The following is a 17,016-nucleotide window of genomic DNA, read 5'->3' on the forward strand; positions in this document are numbered from 1 at the left end:
GTTCAGGCGATCTCGTCGGCGAACTTGTGCTCCGCCTCGGTCAGGCACCGGTCGACGATCTCGATCGCGCGTTCGGCCTCTTCCCGCGTCAGGACGAACGGCGGCGCCAGGTGCAGCACGTCCCACACTCGCGTCACGAGGCCCTCCTCCTGGGTGCGCAGGCCGAGGAACTTGATGAACGGGTGAGAGGTGCCCCAGGCCTCCCGGGTTTCCTTGTCCCGCACGAAATCGATGGCGCACAACAGGCCCTGACCGCCGCGCACGTCGCCGACCGTCGGGTGGCTGCGCAGCCCCTGCGCCAGCTCGAACAGGTACGTGCCCATCTCGGCCGACCGCTCGACGAGGCGTTCGCGCTCGAGGATCTCGATGTTCTTGAGCGCGCCCGCGGCCGCGACGGCGTGCCCGCCGAAGGTGATCAGGTGGTTCAGCGCGCGCCCGGACGGCCGGAAGTCGTCGAAAACGGACGATCGCACCGCGACCGCGGCGATCGGGGCGTAGCCGCTGGAAAGCCCCTTGGCCATGGTCATGATGTCCGGCACCACCCCGTAGTGCTCGGCGGCGAACAGCTTGCCGGTCCGGCCCCAGCCGGTGATCACCTCGTCCATGATGAGCAGCACGCCGTAGCGGTCACAGATTTCGCGCAGCATCCGCCAGTAGACGGGCCCTGGCAGGTGGGTCCCGTTGGCCACCGAGATGGGCTCGCCGATGACGGCCGCGACGTTTTCGGGCCCCTGGCTGAGGATCTCCTGCTCCACGTACTTCGCGCACATGATGTCACCGGCTTCGCCCGCCAGGCCGAAGTCGTTGCGGTAGTGGTTCGGCGACGGCACCTTGCTGACCCCGGCCATGAACGGCCCGAAGTAGTTCTCGCTGGCGCTGCCGGTCAGGCTCGCCGCGCCGAAAGTCGTGCCGTGGTAGGAACCCCTCCGCGCGATGACCTTGTAGCGCTTGCCGAAGCCGCGCATCACCTGCACCTGCTTCGCGATCTTCAGCGCGCTCTCCACCGCTTCGGAACCGCCGGAGCAGAGGAACACGCGGTCCAGGTCGCCCGGCGTCACCGAGCTGATCTTCTCGGCGAGCGTGATGGCCGCGGGGTTGGCCGCGTTGGACGCGGCGGTGTACGCGATCTTCTTGGCCTGTGCGGCCATCGCGTCGGCGATTTCCGTGCGCCCGTGGCCCGCGGCGACCACGAAGAGCCCGGCGAGGCCGTCGATGTAGGAGTGGCCGCGCACGTCGGTCAGCGTGGAGCCCCGGCCTTCGACGAAGACGCGGAGACCGCCGTGGGTCAGCTCGTCCCACTCGAGGTCGTTGCTGTGCAGCCACAGGTGCTCCAGCGCGGCGGACTCCAGTGGCTCCCGGTGCTGCGTCGCGGTCATCGGCCGGCTCCTTCGTGCGGGGGAAGTCGCTCCGAAATTGGAGCGTGTGACACTCCTTTTGTAAGCGAGCAGCGGTCAGGAAGTCAAGGCTGGTTTCTTGTGCGCCGAGGTCGCGTCTGTTAGAAAAGGATTCTGTTAGACTCCTTTAGTTCCGGCGACGAAGGGACCCGAGGCATGACCGCGCCCACCACGGCGGCCGGGCAGGCCGGCGAAATACCCGCCGGCACCCGGTCGCTCCTGCTGCTGTTCCCCGACCTCCAGGGCAACCTCCGCGGCAAGATGCTCGATCCCGCGCTCGTCGGCACCGCCCGCGCGCGGGCCGAGGGGCTGCCGACGACGGACCTGCTGCTCGCCGTCGACCCGCGTGACGAGCCGATCACCACTTTGTCGGCGATGGGGCTCAAGGGTGGCGCGAAGGACCTGTTGCTCAGGCCCGACTTCGCCACACTCCGTACCGTGCCGTGGTTTCCCGGCTGCCGACTCCTGCTGGGCGACCTGCACGAAGCCGACGGATTGCCGTGTGAGGTCAGTCCTCGACAGGTGCTGCGACGCGCGCTCGGCGCGCTGGCGGATCAGGGGCTGAGCCTGAAGGCGGCGTTCGAGTTCGAGTTCCGGCTGTTCCGCCAGGACAGCTGGGAGCCGGCCAGTACCGGGCTCAGCTACAGTCCTTCGACTCTGGCCGAGGTCGCCGGGTTCGTTGACACGCTCCGGCGTTACGCGGACGACCTCAGGCTGGGCCTGTGCGTCGTGCACACCGAAGGAGCACCCGGCCTCGTCGAGGTCAACGTCGATCCGCAGGACGGCCTGGCCGCGGCGGACACCGCCGCGCTTCTGCGGCTGGCTGCGGTCGAAGCGGCGCGGCAGCACGGCCTGCGAGCGAGCTTCCTGGCAAAACCCGTTGCGGGCGAAGAAGGTTCCAGCGCACACGTCCATTTCTCGTTGTGGGACGGGGACGGCACCAACGCGCTCGCCGGGGCCGCCGCGGATCCGGAGGACGAGTTCTACCGGCGCGCGGCCTGGGGTGTGCTGGCGAATCTTCCCGCGTCGAGCCTCGTGTACAACCCGAACATCAACTCCTACAAACGCCTCGTGCCCGGGTACTTCGCGCCCGTCACCGCCTCTTGCGGGGCCGACGACCGTTCGTTCGCGTTGCGTGCGCTGCTCCGCGGCCCGTCCGGGAGCCGGTTCGAGCTCCGCCGCCCAGGCGCGGACTGCAATCCCTATCTGACACTGGCGGCGATCGTGGCGTCCGTCTGCTTAGGACTGACGTCCGAGCAAGTTCCCTCGCGTGGGCAACTGGATGCACATGACGTGCCGTTACCGTCCAGTTTGGAGAGTGCCGTCACCGCGTTCCGCTCGCGCGACGCGGGGCTGGACAAGGTACTCGGCGCGGAGTTCTGCGAACACTACTTGCGCACCCGCGAATGGGAGCTGCACGCGTGGCAGAACACTGTCACCGACTGGGAACGGGAGCGTTATGCCTGACGTGGCGGTTGATAACATGCTGCGGTGCCCGAGCGTCCGGTGAACCGGCTGAGCGTCCTGGGGCGTGCGGCCGCGCTGCCGCCCCCCGAGGTCGATGCCAACCACTACGTGGCAGACCTCGTGCGTCGGGAGATCCGTCTTGGCCTGCTCCCGGCCGGTTCGGCGTTGCCCTCCGAGCGCGAACTCGCGGAAACGCTCGGGGTCGGGCGTACCCCGGTGCAGCTGGCTTTCCGGCAGCTGAGGTCGGAAGGGCTGATCGAACAGCGTCGCGGGCGCAACGGGGGAGCGTTCGTGCTCGGCGCGAGCGAGGACGAGCCGCGTTTCCACGACGTGATCGCCGAAGCGGTGCGAAACCGCGACGAGATCCGGCTGGCGATGGAATACCGGTGCCTGGTCGAGCCGGCCGCGGCGAGGCTGGCGAGCGAACGGCGCACCGCCGCGGAGCTGGAAACCCTGCGGGCGGCGCACGAATCCCTGCGGCAGGCGGAGGACGACCCATCGTTCATGCGGGACGACGCGGTGTTCCACCTCACCCTGGCCGCGGTCACCGCGAACCCGTTCCTGATCCGCGGTATCGAGGACTCCCGCCAGTGCTGTCATCCCGCGCTGGCGTTGCTTCCGGAAGGCGGCACCTTCCACGAGGCCACCATCTCGGAGCACCATGAAATCCTGGCGGCCGTGGAGTCCGGCGAGCCGGAAGCCGCGGAGCGTGCGATGAAAGTGCACGTCGAGCGGAGCATGTGGAGCGTGCAGAAGCTGCTCACGGCACTGACGAAACGGCGTCGTCCCGCAGCGCCGTGAGTCGCGGGCCGGTCGGGTTCAGAGCCTTCGCGCGGTGCGGAGGGCTTGGGAGTAGTAGCCGCCGTCGTCGAGGAGGGACGTGCCGCCCAGGTCGCCGAGGGTGGGCCCGTTGGCCTTGGCGCGGCTGGACATGAACCGGTGGTGGCCGGTGGAGTCGAGGCCGAGGTAGATGCCGGCGTGGTCGATCTGGTCGCCGAGGTACGGGTCGATGTTGAAGAAGACGAGATCTCCGGGCTGAAGCGCGTCGTAGTCGGTGGCGCGTACGTTCTGGTTGGGGATCACGGCGGTGCCTTGGCCGTATTCGGCGATGGCCCAGGCGCGGCGGGGGAGACCGGGGCCGGGAGTGTTGGTGCCGCGCAACGGAATCCCGGACCGGTAGCCGTACACCAGGCGGACGAAGCCGGAGCAGTCGATCATGCGGTACCGCGCCGGCTCGGCCTGCTGCGTCCGGGTGTCGGGGAAGTTCCAGTCCTCGCCGAGGTAGTCGTAGAAGTCCGACCGCTCGTCGCGGCCTTTGCCGGTGCCGATTTCCGGGCCGAAGGAGGCGTCACCGGCATAGGCGACGCCTTTGTCGTCGGTGCGGGTCGGGGCGCCGTCGAGGTAGTCGGTGGCGATGGCGAGGACGTCGGGGCGGGTGTTGGCCAGTTCAGTGTCGAGCCAGTTCGTGAACCACGACGCGTTCACCGACTGCGCTGTCCAGGCCTCGGGCGCGAGGCGGACCCAGGCGGTGGTGGTGACGGTCGCGGTGGAGAACCGGGGATCGGCGAAAGTGCGCTGAGGTCCTTTGAGGACAACGGTTTGCGAGCCGTCCGTGAAGGTGGCGAGCTCGGTGCCCGCGGCGTCGGTGACGACGGTGCGCGCGGGCTGCTCGCGCCGGGTGATCTTCAGTTCGGGGCTGCTCGCGGCGGGCTGGGCGACGACGGAGATCCGGCCGTCGTCGCTGCCCTGGGCGAAGTAGACGGCCGAGGCGCCGGAGCCGGCGATGACGGCGAGGACGATAGCGATGCGCACGGGCGCCGAGACGCGGCGGCGGGAACGGGGCACGGTTGCCTCACAGGAGCGGGACGAGCCCGGAGAGCACGCCGCTGGCGAGAACTCCGTAACTGGCTGCGGACACGGACGTGGTGGCGAGGACGGTGGCGCCGACGGGCTGGCGCACGAGCTGGTACGCGATCAGCCCCGGCACGACGAATCCGAGGGTCTGGTGCGCGAACAGCAGCGGATAGTCGCGCAGGATGACCAGGAACAGGGTGGTCTGCACGAGCACACCGAGCAGGACGACGGCGGCGAAGAGCCGTTTCCCGTACAGGATGGTGACCCGTTGCAGCAGCAGGGTTCCGCCGTAGGCGATGGCGGTGCTGAGCACGACGATCGCGGCGCGCCGGTAGTCCTCGAGGATCGTGAGCGCGAGCCAGCCCGGGGTGATCATGCCGCCGGGCGAGAGGTTGGACACGAGGTAGCAGCCCAGGGAGAACAGCAGGCCGACAGCGAGGCCGAGCGCCGCGGCCTGGGGTAGCAATTGTCCTTCGATCACCGTTGTCTCCGTGGTGGGGGCGCCTGCCGGCGGAACCGCAGGGTGGGCTGATCGGCCAGTGGCACGAGATTCGGCGGACGTCCGGCCGGTTTCGCGGGGAGCAGTTCACTGTCGGCGAGGTGCTCGAGCAGGAGTTCGCCTTGACCGTGGATGTTGCCGATGGCCACCAGCGACACCGGGCCGGTGGTGCCGTCCGTGATGGCGGCCAGGATCTCTTCGGGAGCGCGCTTTCCGCCGATATCGCGGACGCGGTCGGCGTGGCTCGCGGCGATCGCGACCCGCGCGCTGCGGGTGGGCTCGCCGATCAGCACGACCCGGTCGGGGTCGATGCGTTCGATGAGCGCCCCCATCTGGCCGTTGCGTTCGATGCGGTCGGGACGGCAGTTGATGACGACGTGCAGCGGCCGCCCGATCGCGCCCTGGTCGAGCAGCCGCTCGACGTTCATCAGCGTGGACTCGGGATCGTTGGCGGCGAACACGTTCGCGACCTGCACGCGCCGGCCGTCGACGAGGCGATGCTCGACCGAGAGCACGCCGGGGTCCGGCGGCGCGGCCCACATGCCTTCGAGCGCGAGATTCCGGTTGACGCCCAGCAGATCGGCGACCGCCAGCGCGATGGCGACGTTCTCCTTGAACGTGATCCACGCGAAGCCTGCCATCTCCTCGTCGGTGACGGAATCGGGGTCCACGACGAGAAGTTCGCAGTCGCGGAGCGCCGCTTCTTCTTCCAGGATGGCGAGCCGGTCGCGTTCGGCGGTCACGCAGATCCCGCCGACCGGCATCGAGCGCGAAAGGGAGCGGGCGACGTCGTCGAGGGTCGGGCCCATTTCGGCGAGATGGTCCTCCCGGACGTTGCACAGCACGCCGATGGTGGAGCGGATCAGCTTGGTCTGGTTGATTTCCTGCAGCTCGGGCATGACCGCCATGCACTCGATGACCAGCACGTCCGGGCGGTAGGCGCCGGCACGGCGCACGATGCCGATCTGCTCGACGACGTTGGCGATGCCGAACTTCCGGAACACCGGTTCCTCGGAGGCGTCCGGGTGGATGAACCGGGCCGCGGTGCCGGTGGTCTTCGCGACGGTGACGAGCCCGCCACCGCGTAACGCACCTGCGGTGAGCCGCGTGATGGAGCTCTTGCCGCGGATCCCGTTCACCAGGACCCGCTCGGGAATGGCGTGCAGGGTGCGCAAATGCCGTTTCTGCTCGACGATCCCGCCGGTCAGGAGCGCGAGGCAGCCGAGGAAGTACACGCAGTAGAGGTAGATCAACGCCTCAGAGTCCTTGCCTGGCCGGGGTTTCCCGCCTCGGCCGGGTGGGGCGCATACGGCGGGTGCGGTCGGTGGCGGCGCCGCGAGGGCGGCGGTCGCGGCCGAGCCGGCGTGCGTCGTCGAGCGCCTGGCGGCAGATGTCCAGGCAGCTGGCGATCGTGCCGATCTGGTCGGCGCGCTCCGGGTACACCACCTCCCCGCGCCCGTGCTCGCCCGCGACGCGAGTGGCGATCCGGGCCACGCGGCGCAATGGCACCACGACCACGAAGTAGTGCCAGCCGAACAACAGCGTGGCGATCCCGATGCCCAGCAACGCGACCAGCTGGGCCCCGCGGCGGATGTCGTTGCCCGCCAGCGGAAGTTCACCGGCTCGCTGATGTTGTACGACTGTCCACTTGAGACTCGACGAGTAGCTGCCGGTGAGCGGCTCGGCGGTGGCGACCGCGCGTGATCCGCCGACTTCGCCGACCAAACTGACCACCCGGTCGCGGGCCTGGGCGGCGGCCGTGCGCAGGACGGGTTCGTCGACTGCCTCGAACGCCAGGTAGCCGCGGGTGGACGCGATGGTGCGCCATCCGTCGTCGACCAGGCGCACCTGCCCGGTGCCGCGGTGCAGCAACGTGATCAGGTGGTCCACGTCGAGCTCGGCGACCAACCTGCTCTCCTGGCCCGCGACCGGCGCGCTGGCGTAGACGATGGGGAGCCTGCCGCTCGTGTTCTCCTGCTTCAGCCCGGGCTCGCCGGGGACGGGAGCCGTGCCGCGCATGGGATCCCGGCCGGCCTTGACCGTGACTTCGCCGGCGGAATCGACCAGATAGGCGCTGCGGTAGCGGGGATGCCCGGTGACCATCGCGTCGAGCATCGGCTGCAGCGCCGCGGGTTCACCGGTCGCGACGGCCGCGACGCCACGGATGTCGGCCACCGCGTCGTTGAGGCTGCGCTGGACTCCTTGTGTGGTGGCCGCGGTTTGCAGGCGTTCGGCGCGCAGCACGGACTCGGGCACCTCCGCGTCGGCGCCGCCGAACGCGAGCAGCATCCAGCCCGACCAGCCCAGGATTGCCGCGCTGGCAAGCACGACCGCCACGGTCGCCGGAAAACCCCTGCCGCTTTCACGGTGCTTGTCCTCGCTCGCGCGCAAGCGTGTGCGCAGTGCGTGCAGTGCCGCGGCGATGGTTCGGATCTCGCGCGGTCCGCCGTGGCGGAAGTCGGTTTCGAGTGAACCCGAGGCCACCGCGAGCGCGCTCGCGCGCAGCCGCCGGATGGGGACGACGAGAGCGCCGGACAACACCGTGGCCACGAACAACGTCACGCCGGCGAGCACGACGGCGGCCACGAGACCGGTCCACTGGGAGGGGATCACCTCGTCGGGCACGTGCATCAGCGTCGCCACACCCATGTCCAGCGGCGCCGAAAACCGGTCGGAAACGACTGGGGCGTAAGCGAGGAGCATGTCCGCGCCGACCGGCGTCGTGCCCTCGTTGTTCGCCGCCGCCGACCGCAGCGCCGATTGCAGGGCAGCCCGGTTCGACTCGCTCAACTTCGACGACGCCGCGCCGCGCGACAGCAGCACGGTGCCGGAGGTGTTGCCGAACGCCAGCGTCTCCCCGGCGTTCGAGTCGAGATCGACGTCCAACGGGCGGAGGTCCACTGCCGCGGCGAGCATACGTCCTTCGCCGGCCGGGACGGCCAGCAACACCGGCAGCCTGCCATCCGCCGCGAGCGGGACCAGCACCGGCCCGTCGAGCACCCCGGGCAGCGCCGACAACTGCAGCGGGCGCCCGGCGGAGGCGATCGCGGCGTGGTCCGGCCCGACCACGGCCACGCCCCGCCACGACGAATGGGTGGCCAGCACGCCGGGCAGGTCCCGGTCGAGTTCCGCGCCGCGGGCGGCGAGCGTGCGAAGATCGCCGGAGGCCTCCGCCGCCGAGGCGCCGACCCCGCTCGCGACCGACGCTGTCAACCGCTGCTGCGCGTCCACCGCTGCCGCGGGCGGACCCGGGTCGGCGGGCACTCGCAGGAGGAACACGGTCAGCGTGGTCAAGACCACCAGCAACACGATCACGACGATGGTCGGCGCGGCCACGCCCGACGGGAATCTGCCCTCGGGCAGCCGTCGTGCCAAACGCGCGACGGCACCGTTCTGCAATTCTGTGGCCACGCTGCTTCGAATCCCTCAGATCGCGAGCTTGGGCGGGCCGGAATTTTTGCGGGCCGCACACCAAAGATCGGTTTGTTACTTCCCCCGTTAACACGAACGAGTGTGACGCCGATTACCTTAACATCTCGCTACGATCCCTGTCGTGATCTCGAAAATGACCCGTCGCGCCCTGGTCATCACCGGTGCGGCCGTCTTGTTGGCCGCTTGCACAGGGCAAAGTTCGCCCGAGGCAAGCGATCGTGACCTTGCCGATGTGGTGAGCGAATTCGCCTCGGCCCTGTCCCCGCGTGCGCCCTATCGGATTCCCGGTCTGGCCGAACGTTCCGACGCGGCGGCGGAAATCCTCGCGGTGCTGGAAAATCACCAGCCGGGGGTCGAAGCGGAAAAACTCGGTCGTCTGGGATTCACCGTCACACAAGGAATGGATTCGGTTACCGGGCGACGATATGTGCTCATCGCGAGCAGGCCCGGTGACGAACGAGGCTGGGGCTTTTTCCTCATCGACCAGGAAGCGCCACGGTTGGTGGTGGAGGTTCCGCACCCGGGTTCCGATCTGCACACCGAGAAAAGCGGGATCGCGCTCTACCGGCAACACCCCGGATCGGTCCTGTTGATGGCCGGTGCCCACCGTCGCGCCGGCGACCGCGCGGCCGATGTCGCGCACCGCGAAGACACCGTCTTCCATGCTGTCGCCGCCGAGCTCATGCGCAGCAGGCTGCCACAGCTACAGATCCACGGTTTCGACGACGATTCGCTGCCCGACAAGGACGTCATCATCTCCGCCGGTGCCGGGAAAGCCACCGCCGCGCACCGCGACACCGCCACCGCGCTCGAAGACGCGAACTTCTCGGTTTGCCGGTCTTGGAGTGAGTCCTGTGGCGACCTCGAGGGAAAGACGAACGTCCAAGGGCGTCTCGCCGCCCAGTTCGAGACGCCCTTCGTGCACCTGGAAACCAACCGCGCCACCCGAGACGACGCCGAGCGCCAAGCGGCACTCGTCAAGGCGCTGGGCGTATTCACCCAGTGACGCTAGAGGTGGTAGCTCTGGACCTGCTTGCCGAACTCGGTCGCGGCTTCGTGGAGCGCGGCCGCGATCCGGCACTCCCAGTCGTCGTCCATTGTGGACTCCGGGCCGGAGACGCCGAGGCCCGCGTGGACGTCGGCCTCGGGAATGATGCAGGCGACGCCCATGGCGAGGACGCCGGTTTCGCTTTCGCCGCGGTTGATGGCGTAGCCGTCGCGGCGGACTTTGGCCATTTCGCGCAGCAGGGCGCTGACCGACGACGCCGATTTGTCCGTGAGGGCTTCGGGCGGCTTGCGGCCGTAGAGGCGGCGGAGTTCCTGGTCGGTCAGCGTGGCGAGGAGGGCTTTGCCGGCGCTGGTGACGTGCGCGGGCAGCGTGGTGCCGGTGCGTAGCGCGGCGCGGATGGTCCGGCGGCTTTCGACGCCGTCGGCGAAGAGGACGTCCCGTCCACGCGGCAGGACGAGGTGTGCGGTCATGCCGGTGGACTCGGCCAGCTTCGCCAGGATCGGCCGGGCGAGCGCGCGGATGTCGAGGGTGCGGGCGGCGGTGAGCCCGATGTCGATCAGCGCGGGACCCATCCGGAACGACTTGTCGACCGGGCTTTGCCGCACGAAGTCGTAGTAGGTGAGCATGGCCATGAGCCGGTGCGCGCTGGACCGCACGATTTCCAGCTCGGCGGCGACGTCGGCGAGCGTGAGGGTGCCGCGGTCGCGCAGGAGCAGCAGGATGCGCAGGGTGTTGTCCACCGACGCGATGGGGTACGCGGGTGCCGCCCGGTTCGCGGGCTCGGGCAGTTCGCCCAGGTGATCGGGCCCGTTGTCCATGCCGCCATCATCTCATTCCGGTCCGCCACGGCCCGCCGCGCGTTCGGCCGCGCGGACGACGTTGTCCAGGAGCATCGCGCGGGTCATCGGCCCCACCCCGCCGGGGTTGGGGGAGCGCCAGGCGGCCCGCTCGGCCGCGCCGGGGTGGATGTCGCCGGCGACCTTGCCGTCCGGGCCCCGGCTGACCCCTACGTCGACGAGCACGGCGCCCGGCTTGACCAGCTCCGCGCGGACCAGCCCGGGGACTCCCGCCGCGGCGATGACGATGTCCGCGGCGCAGACCTCGGCGGCGAGGTCGCGGGTTCCGGTGTGGCACAGGGTGACCGTGGCGTTCTCGCTGCGCCGGGTCAGCAGCAGCCCGAGTGGCCGGCCGACCGTGATGCCCCGGCCGATGACACACACGCGGGCCCCGGCGAGCGGGATGTCGTAGCGGCGTAGGAGTTTCACGATCCCGGCCGGGGTGCAGGGCAGCGGCCCGTCCGCGCCGAGGACGAGGCGGCCGAGGTTGGCCGGGTGCAGGCCGTCGGCGTCCTTGGCCGGGTCGATCCGGTTGATCACCTCGAACTCGTCGAGCCCGGCGGGCAGGGGGAGCTGGACGATGTATGCGGTGCACCGGGGATCGGCGTTGAGCCGGTCGACGGCCGCGAGCACGTCGGCGCGGGTCGCGTCGGCCGGCAGGTCCACCCGGATCGACTCGATCCCGATTTCCCGGCAGTCACGGTGTTTGCCGCCCACGTAGAGCACGCTGCCCGGATCTTCGCCGACGAGAATGGTGCCCAGTCCCGGCGGGCGTCCGAGCGCGGCGACTCGCTTGCGCAGGTCCTCCTTGACCTCGGCCGCGAGGAGTTTGCCGTCGAGCAGCCCGGCGCCCATCAGAACACCACCGTTGTGGTGCCGTCGCGCATGATGCGGTCTTCGCAGAAGGCTTGCACGGCGCGGGCGAGCACCAGCCGTTCGACGTCGGCGCCGCGGCGGACGAGGTCTTCGGTGGAGTCGGTGTGGCTGACGCGGACGACGTCCTGCTCGATGATCGGGCCTTCGTCGAGGTCTTCGGTGACGAAGTGCGCGGTGGCGCCGACCAGTTTCACCCCGCGTTCCTTGGCCTTGCGGTACGGCGCGGCGCCGACGAAGGCCGGCAGGAACGAGTGGTGAATGTTGATCACCGGAACGCCTGCGGCGGCGAGGAAGTCGCCGGAGAGGATCTGCATGTAGCGGGCGAGCACGACCACGTCGACGGTGCCCTTGAGCAGGTCCAGTTGCGCCGCTTCGGCTTCCTGCTTGCGGCCCTTCTCCACGGGGATGTGGGTGAAGGGCACGTCGAACCGTTCGGAGACCCAGGCGAGGTCGGTGTGGTTGGACACCACGTGCGCGATGTCCATCGGCAGTTCGCCGCGGCGGTGGCGCCACAACAGGTCGAGCAGGCAGTGGTCGAGCTTCGAGGCGAACAGCGCGACCCGTTTCGGCGTGGCGGTGTCGACCAGCGACCACCGCAGGCCGAACCGTTCGCCGAGTTCGCGGTGCAGGTCCACTTCGAGCGCGTCCCGCCGGGCGGCGAGCTCGTCGAGGTGGAACACGGCGCGCTGGAAGAAGCGGCCGCCTTCGTGATCGGTGGAGTGCTGGTCGAGCGAGACGATGTTGGCGCCGTGCCCGGTGAGGATTCCGGACACCACGGCGACGATGCCGGGACCGTCCTTTCCGGACACCAGTAGCCGGCCTTTGCCGGTGGTCGGGTGCATGAGCGGCTCCTTCATCCGGCGTCGAGGCGGGCCAGCAGTGCCTGCCGCCAGGCCTCGGCGCCGTGCAGTTCGTTGAAGGTGAACAGGTGGATGCCGGTGATGTTGAGGTCCGGCTCGCCGAGCCGGGGTTCGAAGGCGCGCAACAGTTTGTCGGGCCGGTAGCCGCCGGGGCGGATCAGCTTCCGGATCACGTTCTGCTGCTTGCGCAGGAACCGCGCCGACTGCCCCAGCCCGATCCCGCCCGCGATCCGCATCAGCTTCTGCCTGCTCACCGGGGCGGGCACGCCGATCGTGACCTCCAGCTCCGGGTGGTCGCGGTACACGCGGCGTGCCCAGTCCAGGGTCGTCTTGGCGTCAAAGCAGATCTGGGTGATCACATGCGTGGCCAGCGGGGCTTTCGCGGCCAGCGCGGTGTCCAGCTCGCGGTTGCCGATCTTCGCGTGCCCCTCCGGGTACCCGCCGATTCCGGTGCGCTGGAACGTCCCGGTGTCCGCGAACACCCGCAGCACGTCGAGTGCCTCGGTGAACTCGCCGACGGGGACCGGCGCGTCTCCGCCGATGACGAAGACGCGGTCGATCCCCGCGTCGGCGAGCTGCGTGGCGATGTCCTCGGCGTGCGTCTCGTTCTTCACCATGCGGGCCGCGATGTGCGGCGACACCTGGTAACCGTGCGCGCGCAAGGCACTGGACAGATCGAGCGTCGCTTCCAGTCCCTTGGCCTCGGTCACGGTGACGGTCAGCGGTACCTCGGCCGGCACGTGGTCGAGCACGGCGTTTTCGGTACCGCGGAAGGGCATGATCTCGTAGCTGATGGCGCGCAGGGCGTTCACAGTGCCCGGTAGCTTTCACGAGCGAACCGGACGTACGGCGCCGGGGCAACCGTCGCCCGGATCGCGACCTGCTTGTGCTGCTCCACCAACGGTTTCGCGGAGTTCCGCTCCTCGCCCCAGAGCACCGTGACCTCGGTGCCCGGCTTGCTGTGCGCGACGTCCACAGTGGCCAGTGACACCATGACGTGCTCGTTGGCGAGGTACCCGGCGTCCATGGAGATCCCGGCGAGCTCGCCACCAGCCAGCACCTTGTCGCTCTGGTGCAGCCCGTACCGCGCCTTGGGGACGTCGATGTACTTCGCCGGAATCCCCGGCCGGTAAAGGGATCCGATCGCGTCGGTGACGTCGTCGCTGTGCCACACCAGCGTGACCTTCTCCCGCGGCGGGTTCTTCGCGATCTCCTCCAGCGCCGCGCGGCCGACGAAGTCGTGGTCGAACGCCACGAGCCGCCCGTAGCCGACGTCGTAGGGGGTGACGTAGTAGTCCTCGATGTTCGGCGAGTCCATCGAGCCGGCGAGTGAGCCCATCGCGGTGGTGGGCAGCCATTCGCGGTAGGCCTTCATCTTTTCGCCGGAGAAGACGGCGGGCAGCGGTGCGGGAATCCAGGCGGATTCCAGGTTCGCCGCCGAGTACGCCTTCGCCCCGACCCGCGTGAGCCCGAATTCCCGCCCGGCTTCGAGGATCGCGTCGAGTACCTTTTCGGCTTCTTCCCACGGCCCGAACAGTTCGTAGCCGGGCTGCCCCGCCATTCCGTGGCGCAGCCCGCGCACGGTGTGCCCGGCGATGGTGAAAGTGGCCATGGTGAAGAACTTCACGTCGGGCAGCGGCCCGTCGATGAGCTTCTCCATGATCGCCGCGGCTGTCGGGCCCTGGAGCTCGTAGCGGTAGACCTTCGGCGGCCCGGCGACGCGGTCGAAGGAGTTGTCGTCGCGTTCGGTGGTCGCGTCGTAGCCGCCGGTTTCGAGGTTGAACTGCACCCAGTCCAGCACCATCGGGTGCCCGACAAGGTCGAAGTGCTGCTCCTCCAGGTGGAAGAGCACCGCGTCACCGATCAGCTGCCCGTCGGGGTTGACCGCAACGTACTGCTTCGCCTTGCCAGTGCTGAACTTCGCGAAGCTGTTGACCCCGAGGTCGCTCAGCAGCCGGGTGGCGTCCGGGCCGCTGAGGTAGAGGTCGGTCATGTGATGGGACTGGTCCAGCAGGGCACAGGAATCGCGCCAGGCCCGCTGCTCGCTGCGCCAGTTGGTGAACTCCGCGGCCACCGGGAAGGTGTGCGGCCGGATCGGGGAGTTCCGCAGCAGGGGCACCGCCCCTCCGGCCCGCCGGATTCCCTGCTCCACGGTCTCGGCACTCATCAAGGCCACCTCTCCACTGAGTTCACGATGTCTGTACAGCAGACCAACCGACTGCTATACAGAACCTAACACCGCGCCGGGAATGGCCGCAAGATTGTTGACAATCTCGGTCCCCTGGTGCAGGAGGGAGCCGGTCATCGTGGAGGGTGTCCTCTTGGGAGGGAGCGTCGGCACGTCGCGGGCCCGGGACGTGCTGCGGCAGGCCATCGTGCGCGGGGAGTTCGCCCCGGGACAGCGGCTGGTCGCGGCGGAGCTCGCGCAGTCGGTGCGGGTGACTCGCGGCTGCGTCCGGCAGGCCTTGCCGGAGCTGACCGCCGAGGGGCTGATCGATCCTGGACGCGGCGGCAACGCCCGCGTCCGCCGGATCTCGACGGGCCGGCTCGTCGAGATCCTGGAATGCCTGCGCGTGCTGGAAGCCCTGCAGGCCCGCCGGGCCGCGGTGCGCGCGAGCGAGGACGAACGAAGACGGCTGCGTGCGCTCGGCGAGCGGATGGCCGAGGCGGCGAACCGGGCCGATCCGGTCGGCTTCACCGCGCTCAGTCGCGACCTGCACGACATGATCGCCGCGCTGGCCGCTCAGGCGACGGCCGCCGGACTCGTCGCGCGGCTCACCGCCCAGATCGCGCGGCATCGGTTCCGGCATCCCTTGCGTCCACGCCGGCTCGCCGCCGCCGAGCACCACGCGATCATCGCCGCCATCACCGAGGGCCTGCCGGACGCGGCGGAGCACGCCACCGGTGTCCACATCGGATCGATCATCGCGGAAATCACCGAACAGCAACAGAAGGAGCCTTTGTGCCTCCAGTGAACCTCGCAGCCCACGACGTCGCCCACCTCGGGCACATCGAGCTGTTCACCCCGGTCTTCGACGAGAGCGTCGAGTTCTTCACCCGCTACCTGGGCATGACCGTGAACGGGTCGGCAGGCTCGTCGGTGTTCCTGCGGACCTGGGACGACTACGAGCACCACACGATCACCCTCACCCCGCGCGAGACCGCCGGAATCGGGCGCACCCACGTACGCGCCGCCGACGAGGACGCGTTGCAGCGCCGCGTCGAGGCCATCAAGGACGCGGGGCTCGGCATCGGCTGGGCCGACGGGGATCCCGGCTACGGGCCCACCTACCTGTTCCGCGATCCGGACGGGCACGAGCTCGGCATCTACTACGAGTCCGAATGGTTTCAGGCACCGGAAGACAGCAAGCCCGCGCTGAAGAACCAGGCGCAGGCCTACCCCGGCACCGGTGTCTCCGTGCGGCGGCTGGACCACGTCAACTTCCTCGGTGTGGACGTCGAAGCCAACCGGAACATGCTGCGGGACCTGCTCGGCGCCAAGGTCACCGAACAGATCGTGCTGGACGACGGTTCGGTTTCGGGCAGCTGGACCACGTTCACCAACAAGGGCTACGACGCCGTGTACACCCGCGATCGCCTCGGGCTCGCCGGGAGGCTGCACCACATCGCGTTCGCCACCGACACCCGCGCCGACATCCTGCGTGCCGCCGACATCGCGTTGGAACAGGGTGTGTTCATCGAAACCGGGCCGCACAAGCACGCGATCCAGCAGACGTTCTTCCTCTACGTCTACGAACCCGGTGGCAACCGCATCGAACTGTGCAACGCCGGCGCCCGCCTCGTGCTCGCCCCGGACTGGCAGCCCATCGACTGGACCGAGGCCGAACGCGCGAAGGGCCAGGCGTGGGGGCTGAAGACGATCGAGTCCTTCCACACCCACGGCACGCCACCGGCTCCGGGCCAGTGACCGCGATCGCGCCGGAGGCCCCCGCGACCGCACCGGATCTGCCTTCCCCCGGCCGGTGCGTGGTCATGGGGATCCTCAACGTCACCCCGGATTCCTTCTCCGACGGAGGTCGCTACCTCGCCACCGACCGCGCCATCGCGCACGGGCTGGAACTCGCCGCGGCTGGCGCCGACATCGTGGACGTCGGCGGTGAGTCCACCCGGCCAGGCGCCCGGCGCGTGCCGGGCGCGGAGGAGGAACGGCGAGTGCTGCCGGTGATCCGGACGCTGGCCGAGGCCGGCATCACGGTCAGCGTCGACACCATGCGTGCGGAGATCGCCGAGGCCGCGCTGGCCGCGGGGGCGAGCATCGTCAACGACGTCAGCGGCGGACTGGCCGACCCGCGGATGGCCGCCTGCGTCGGCGCGTCCGGAGTTCCTTACGTGGCAACGCATTGGCGAGCGCCCAGCGTTCGGATGCACCGGCACGCGCGGTATGCCGACGTGGTGGGCGAGGTGGCCGCCGAACTGTCCCGGCGGATCGACGAGCTGGTCGCCGCCGGGGTGGCGGGGGAGCGGATCGTCGTCGACCCCGGGCTGGGGTTCGCGAAGAACGCCTGCCACGACTGGCGGCTGCTGGCCAACCTGGAAGCCATCCGGGCGCTGGGCCGTCCGGTCCTCGTCAGTGCTTCCCGGAAGTCCTTTTTGGACCAATTGCCCGCGGAACCCGGGCGGGCGGCGCGAGACCACGACGACGCCACGGCCGCGGTCTCGGCTCTCGCGGCCTCCGCCGGGGCGTGGGGTGTGCGCGTGCACGACGTCCGCCCCTCCCTGAACGCCGTCCGCGTCGCGGCGGCTTTGCACGCATAGCCTGGCTCACTCG

General features: G+C 69.6%; 16 protein-coding genes. 6 read left to right on the forward strand and 10 right to left on the reverse strand.

Going from position 1 to position 17,016, the window contains the following annotated elements; all coding sequences use genetic code 11:
* Nucleotides 1–2 precede the first annotated feature (2 nt).
* Entirely contained in the window at nucleotides 3–1,376 is a 1,374-nt protein-coding gene (locus FPZ12_RS05510) for an aminotransferase family protein (protein ID WP_144746136.1), read from the reverse strand.
* A gap of 174 nt (nucleotides 1,377–1,550) precedes the next feature.
* Here FPZ12_RS05510 and FPZ12_RS05515 point away from each other — a divergent pair, with 174 nt between their 5' ends.
* Nucleotides 1,551–2,861: a glutamine synthetase family protein gene (locus FPZ12_RS05515; RefSeq protein ID WP_144746134.1), complete on the forward strand. Its 1,311-nt coding sequence runs from the start codon at nucleotides 1,551–1,553 to the stop codon at nucleotides 2,859–2,861.
* Nucleotides 2,862–2,885: 24 nt separating this feature from the next.
* A complete protein-coding gene (locus FPZ12_RS05520) occupies nucleotides 2,886–3,662 on the forward strand; it encodes a FadR/GntR family transcriptional regulator (RefSeq protein WP_144746132.1) in 777 nt (258 codons plus the stop codon).
* An 18-nt stretch (nucleotides 3,663–3,680) separates the two neighbouring features.
* Here FPZ12_RS05520 and FPZ12_RS05525 read toward each other — a convergent pair whose 3' ends face one another.
* Genes FPZ12_RS05525 through FPZ12_RS05540 form a run of 4 tightly spaced genes read right to left on the reverse strand, consistent with a single transcriptional unit; the run spans nucleotide 3,681 to nucleotide 8,625 of the window.
* Nucleotides 3,681–4,673 carry a C40 family peptidase gene (locus FPZ12_RS05525; protein WP_243769680.1) on the reverse strand — a complete coding sequence of 331 codons (993 nt, stop codon included), beginning with the start codon at nucleotides 4,671–4,673 and terminating at the stop codon, nucleotides 3,681–3,683.
* A 40-nt stretch (nucleotides 4,674–4,713) separates the two neighbouring features.
* A complete protein-coding gene (locus FPZ12_RS05530) occupies nucleotides 4,714–5,196 on the reverse strand; it encodes a poly-gamma-glutamate biosynthesis protein PgsC/CapC (protein WP_144746128.1) in 483 nt (160 codons plus the stop codon).
* Nucleotides 5,193–6,467, reverse strand: a complete 1,275-nt coding sequence (pgsB, locus tag FPZ12_RS05535) for a poly-gamma-glutamate synthase PgsB (RefSeq protein ID WP_144746126.1) — start codon at nucleotides 6,465–6,467, stop codon at nucleotides 5,193–5,195. Before pgsB ends, FPZ12_RS05530 begins: the two co-directional genes overlap by 4 nt.
* A 4-nt stretch (nucleotides 6,468–6,471) precedes the next feature.
* The gene (locus tag FPZ12_RS05540; RefSeq protein ID WP_144746124.1) at nucleotides 6,472–8,625 is read right to left on the reverse strand and encodes a HAMP domain-containing protein; all 2,154 of its coding nucleotides are present in this window, start codon (nucleotides 8,623–8,625) and stop codon (nucleotides 6,472–6,474) included.
* Between the two features lie 142 nt (nucleotides 8,626–8,767).
* On the opposite strand from FPZ12_RS05540, the gene FPZ12_RS05545 reads away from it, so the two are divergent.
* On the forward strand, nucleotides 8,768–9,652 hold the full coding sequence (locus tag FPZ12_RS05545) for a hypothetical protein (protein WP_144746122.1): 885 nt from the start codon (nucleotides 8,768–8,770) through the stop codon (nucleotides 9,650–9,652).
* Nucleotides 9,653–9,654: 2 nt separating this feature from the next.
* Here the strand turns inward: FPZ12_RS05545 and FPZ12_RS05550 are convergent, their stop codons facing one another.
* Genes FPZ12_RS05550 through FPZ12_RS05570 form a run of 5 tightly spaced genes read right to left on the reverse strand, consistent with a single transcriptional unit; the run spans nucleotide 9,655 to nucleotide 14,394 of the window.
* The gene (locus tag FPZ12_RS05550; protein ID WP_144746121.1) at nucleotides 9,655–10,473 is read right to left on the reverse strand and encodes an IclR family transcriptional regulator; all 819 of its coding nucleotides are present in this window, start codon (nucleotides 10,471–10,473) and stop codon (nucleotides 9,655–9,657) included.
* A gap of 12 nt (nucleotides 10,474–10,485) precedes the next feature.
* Complete coding sequence (locus tag FPZ12_RS05555) at nucleotides 10,486–11,346, reverse strand: bifunctional methylenetetrahydrofolate dehydrogenase/methenyltetrahydrofolate cyclohydrolase (RefSeq protein WP_144746120.1); 861 nt, start codon at nucleotides 11,344–11,346, stop codon at nucleotides 10,486–10,488.
* Nucleotides 11,346–12,209 carry a formyltetrahydrofolate deformylase gene (gene purU, locus FPZ12_RS05560; protein ID WP_144746119.1) on the reverse strand — a complete coding sequence of 288 codons (864 nt, stop codon included), beginning with the start codon at nucleotides 12,207–12,209 and terminating at the stop codon, nucleotides 11,346–11,348. The genes FPZ12_RS05555 and purU overlap by 1 nt, the downstream gene beginning before the upstream one ends.
* An 11-nt stretch (nucleotides 12,210–12,220) precedes the next feature.
* Nucleotides 12,221–13,039 (reverse strand): methylenetetrahydrofolate reductase, encoded by an 819-nt coding sequence (locus FPZ12_RS05565; RefSeq protein WP_243769681.1) that lies wholly within the window; start codon nucleotides 13,037–13,039, stop codon nucleotides 12,221–12,223.
* On the reverse strand, nucleotides 13,036–14,394 hold the full coding sequence (locus FPZ12_RS05570) for an aminomethyltransferase family protein (RefSeq protein WP_144746118.1): 1,359 nt from the start codon (nucleotides 14,392–14,394) through the stop codon (nucleotides 13,036–13,038). The genes FPZ12_RS05565 and FPZ12_RS05570 overlap by 4 nt, the downstream gene beginning before the upstream one ends.
* Nucleotides 14,395–14,548: 154 nt before the next feature.
* On the opposite strand from FPZ12_RS05570, the gene FPZ12_RS05575 reads away from it, so the two are divergent.
* From FPZ12_RS05575 to folP, 3 genes are all read left to right on the forward strand, one after another.
* Nucleotides 14,549–15,202 (forward strand): GntR family transcriptional regulator, encoded by a 654-nt coding sequence (locus FPZ12_RS05575; RefSeq protein WP_166462585.1) that lies wholly within the window; start codon nucleotides 14,549–14,551, stop codon nucleotides 15,200–15,202.
* A complete protein-coding gene (locus tag FPZ12_RS05580; RefSeq protein WP_243769682.1) occupies nucleotides 15,199–16,155 on the forward strand; it encodes a VOC family protein in 957 nt (318 codons plus the stop codon). Before FPZ12_RS05575 ends, FPZ12_RS05580 begins: the two co-directional genes overlap by 4 nt.
* Before the next feature lie 65 nt (nucleotides 16,156–16,220).
* Nucleotides 16,221–17,003, forward strand: coding sequence for a dihydropteroate synthase (folP, locus tag FPZ12_RS05585; protein WP_144746258.1), 783 nt, complete (start codon nucleotides 16,221–16,223; stop codon nucleotides 17,001–17,003).
* Nucleotides 17,004–17,016: the final 13 nt, after the last annotated feature.

The sequence above is a fragment of the Amycolatopsis acidicola genome (assembly GCF_007713735.2).
GTDB lineage: Bacteria > Actinomycetota > Actinomycetes > Mycobacteriales > Pseudonocardiaceae > Amycolatopsis_E > Amycolatopsis_E acidicola.

Coding starts and splice junctions, on each gene's coding strand:
- FPZ12_RS05510 (WP_144746136.1), bottom strand. CDS start 1,376: ATGACCGCGACGCAGCACCGGGAGCCACTGGAGTCCGCCGCGCTGGAG.
- FPZ12_RS05515 (WP_144746134.1), top strand. CDS start 1,551: ATGACCGCGCCCACCACGGCGGCCGGGCAGGCCGGCGAAATACCCGCC.
- FPZ12_RS05550 (WP_144746121.1), bottom strand. CDS start 10,473: ATGGACAACGGGCCCGATCACCTGGGCGAACTGCCCGAGCCCGCGAAC.
- FPZ12_RS05555 (WP_144746120.1), bottom strand. CDS start 11,346: ATGGGCGCCGGGCTGCTCGACGGCAAACTCCTCGCGGCCGAGGTCAAG.
- purU (WP_144746119.1), bottom strand. CDS start 12,209: ATGCACCCGACCACCGGCAAAGGCCGGCTACTGGTGTCCGGAAAGGAC.
- FPZ12_RS05570 (WP_144746118.1), bottom strand. CDS start 14,394: ATGAGTGCCGAGACCGTGGAGCAGGGAATCCGGCGGGCCGGAGGGGCG.
- folP (WP_144746258.1), top strand. CDS start 16,221: ATGGGGATCCTCAACGTCACCCCGGATTCCTTCTCCGACGGAGGTCGC.